The sequence below is a fragment of the Nostocoides australiense Ben110 genome (assembly GCF_001050535.1).
In the GTDB taxonomy this organism is placed as follows: domain Bacteria; phylum Actinomycetota; class Actinomycetes; order Actinomycetales; family Dermatophilaceae; genus Nostocoides_A; species Nostocoides_A australiense.
This window is the reverse complement of the sequence record NZ_HG764815.1, coordinates 2,817,856-2,821,344: the sequence shown is the minus strand read 5'-3', so window position 1 is coordinate 2,821,344 and position 3,489 is coordinate 2,817,856. Positions and strand designations below refer to the sequence as shown.

Annotated in this window: 2 protein-coding genes; one reads left to right on the top strand and one right to left on the bottom strand. The window is 69.4% G+C overall.

What is annotated here, in order from left to right; all coding sequences use genetic code 11:
* The coding region (locus BN11_RS13575; RefSeq protein WP_048698485.1) for a M4 family metallopeptidase at nt 1–2,319 on the top strand (2,319 nt) is incomplete at its 5' end.
* Between the two features lie 134 nt (nt 2,320–2,453).
* On the opposite strand, the gene BN11_RS13570 is transcribed toward BN11_RS13575, so the two are convergent.
* Nucleotides 2,454–3,443: an LCP family protein gene (locus tag BN11_RS13570; RefSeq protein ID WP_083433752.1), complete on the bottom strand. Its 990-nt coding sequence runs from the start codon at nt 3,441–3,443 to the stop codon at nt 2,454–2,456.
* Between the last annotated feature and the right edge of the window lie 46 nt (nt 3,444–3,489).

The following is a 3,489-nucleotide window of genomic DNA, read 5'->3' as shown; positions in this document are numbered from 1 at the left end:
GACACCGACGACATCGGCTCGGTGGTGCGGCTCGCCCAGAGCGTGGACGGCATACCCGTCCTCGGCGGCCAGATCATCGTCCGCCTGACCGGCAACTCCGGATCGTATGTCGTGCGCGGCACCACCGATGGCACCGCCGCGGTGACCGGCTCGCGCACGCCCACCTGGAGCGCCGCCGCCCTGGAACGCGTGGTCACCCACGCGGCCGAGAAGCGCTTCCCGGGGGAGCGGGTCAGCGCCAAGGCCGGCGACCTGGTCATCCTGCCCTTCGGAGCCGGGACCCTGACCCGGCACGTCACCGTCACGCTCGCGCGCACCGGCGGCGTCCACGACGTCTATGTCGGTGCCCGCACCGGCGCCGTCCTGCTCGCCGTCGACCGGCACAAGACCGTCGACGTCATCTCGACCGAACGCAACCTCGCGGGGCAGACCGTGAAGGTCCATGCCGACAAGGCCGGGGGGCTGTTCACCCTGACTGACACCACGCGCAAGCCCTACGGTCCGGCGATCCAGGCGCAGTACCTCACCGAGATCGGCGAGCAGCTGCCGGTGGAGGCGACCCGGTTGCCGTTCGGCGCCGACGACACCGAACGCGGCACCATCGACGCGCATCTGGACGTGGCCAAGGCCGCCGACTACTACCGGAATGTCCTGGGACGCAACAGTATCGACGGCCACGGCGGCGATCTGATCCATGTCACCGGCATGAACATGGTCAACGCCTTCTGGGACGGCACCCAGATGGTCATCGGCCTCGGGGACGCCGAGTACAAGCCGCTGTCCGCCGACGTCGACGTCGTGGCCCACGAGATGAGCCATGGGGTCATCGATCACACGGCCGGCTTCATCTACCAAAGCCAGAGCGGTGCGCTGAGCGAGGCGTATTCCGACTACTTCGGCAATGCGGTCGATGTCGGGCAATCGGCCAGCGCCATGACGGCTCCCCGGAACGGGCTGATCGGTGAGGACCTGTGCCGGACGCTCTCGCCGATCAAGTGCGCCATCCGCAATCTCGACGACGGCCGCACGGTCAACGACTACACGGGCACCCTGGCCGACATCGGCGGGGTACACCTCAACGCGACCATCTACGGCGGTGCGCTCTGGGACATTCGCCGAGCGATGCGGCCGTCCCTGTCCGACCGGGTTGTCTTCCGGGGTTTGTTCGCCTATATGACCCCCTGGTCGACCTTCACCGACGGCCGGGACGCCACGCTCGCCGCAGCCGCCGATCTCGGCCTGACAGCAGCCCAGCGGGCCGCGATCACCAAGGCCTTCGACTCGCGTGGAATCGTGCGCGGCTGGGAGCGCGCCGGCCGGACCGACGCCGACCGCACCCTGCTGTCCGATCTGCCCTTCTTCACGGACTGGTACCCGCCGGTCGCGGGTGGGAGCCGCTGGGCGCTCGCCGACATCGACATGTACGGCAACTGGCCGACGGCGTTCAAGACCGGGCGCACCGACGGCACCGGCACCGAGCGCGTCGCGCTGCCCGATGGTTTCACTCTCGGTGACCTCGCCGTCGACGGACGATATGTCGCCGCCACGGGCCTGACCGCGGACGAGATCGGCGTGTGGCTCTATGACACCGTCACGAAGAAGGGCACCTGGCTGGCCCGGAGCGATGCCTCCCACTTCTACGTCTATCCGACGGTGGCAGGTGGACGCGTCGCGTGGCAAGACTCGGCGACCGTGAACGACAAGCCGGACATCTCGGTCTATGTCAAGGACCTGGCCACGAACGTGGTCCGCGAACTCGACAAGCCCGGTGACGTGGCCGTCCACTTCCCCAGCCTGAGCCGAACCACCTTGGTCCACGTGCAGGGGCCGATGACCGCGAAGGACCTGGTCGTGCGGGACGCGGCAACCCTCAAGGTCATCGCCACGAAGCGCATCGTCACCGGGGACGTCGACGCCACCTTCATCCCGACCGCCCTGACGAGTCAGGTCGTCTGGTCCTATGTCAACGGGGACCGCGAGTGGCCCCTGGGGCCGGAGGTGACCGAGTTCGTCAGCCCCCGCAACCTCAGCAGCAAGCGGATCCTCAACCGTCTTGACCTGCCGACGCTGTGGCCGGCGAACCTGATGGCCCAGGCAACCGAGACGGCCTTCAGCCAGATCCGACCCAAGTCGTTGCTCGGCGCGAGCCCCGAGGTCATCCAGAAGCCGCTGGCCGGCGGCAACGCCGTGCCGGTGACGTGCGACAAGGGCGGCGCGTACCTCTTCGCGGCCGATCAGAAGCAGGCGGTCGTCTGGCTCAGCGGGGCACAGGGCAAGGTCGACCTCGTCATGCGCAGTACGCCCGCCGGCCCCTGCTGAAGCACCCGGCGAACTCGGCTCGCGGTCCCCGGAACGGGTGACCCCACGAGATTCTCCCGACGCCCCCCATCGGTGCGGCGCCCTGCCTCTCCCCGGGCGCCGCACCACCTCGTCAGCCCTCGAGAGCCGAATCGCTACTTGGCCGGGATCAGGTCGGCGGGGAGGTCGTCGTCGTTCTGCAGGGCCGTGAACAACGCTTGCGCCTTGGCGGCGTCCCACTCGACGACCTCCCCGACCGCGGTGGGGACTCCGGGGTTGGCGACGGGCACCGTCACCGACTGGCCCTTGCCCCCGGCCACGGCGCGCAGGCCGAGGAAGGCGCGGGCGGTGCTCGTCATACTGTCGCCTTCACCGATGGTGATCGCCGAGGCGCCGGAGGTCCCGACCGAGTGCAGCTTCCACGGCAACGCGAGATTGGCGGGGGTCGCCAGTTTGCCCATCAGCGCACCGAGGAAGGCGCGCTGCCGCTTGACCCGCCCGAGATCGCCCTCGGGATCGGAATAGCGCATCCGCACATACCCCAAGGCGTTCTTGCCGTCGAGGACCTGGCACCCGGCCGGCAGGTCGATGTGCGCCTTGTCGTCGTTGATCGCGTTGGGCAGGCACATCCGCACCCCGCCGACGGAGTCGACGAGTTTGGCGAAGCCGCCGAACCCGATCTCGATATAGCCGTCCAGGTGCAGCCCGGTGACCTTCTCGACGGTTTCGGCGAGCAGCGGCGGGCCGCCGGTGTTGAAGGCGGCATTGATCTTGTTCATCCCGTGCCCGGGGATCTCGACGTAGGAGTCGCGGGGGATCGACAACAGCGTGGGGTCGCCGCCGCCGGTGTGCAACACCATGATCGAGTCGGTCCGGGCGCCCTCGGCCCAGCCGGTGCCGAGTTCGTTGCGTTCCTTCGCAGTCAGGTCGGTGCGGCCGTCGGAGCCGACCATCAGATAGTTGCGGCCCTCGGTGTCGGCGATATGACCTGCCGCGGGCGTGGACTTCACGCGGCCGACCGCCGACCAGGTCGACTTGACCGCCCACGCGGTGCCGCCGACCCACAACAAGCCGAGGAGGACGACCGCGGCGACGATGCGCCGGAAGGTATGCCGCCGTCGCGGTGGCCGGGGTGGTGCCGGCATCCGCGGACCCCTCGCGGGGGGCCCGGTCGGCGCCTGCGGCGGCGGA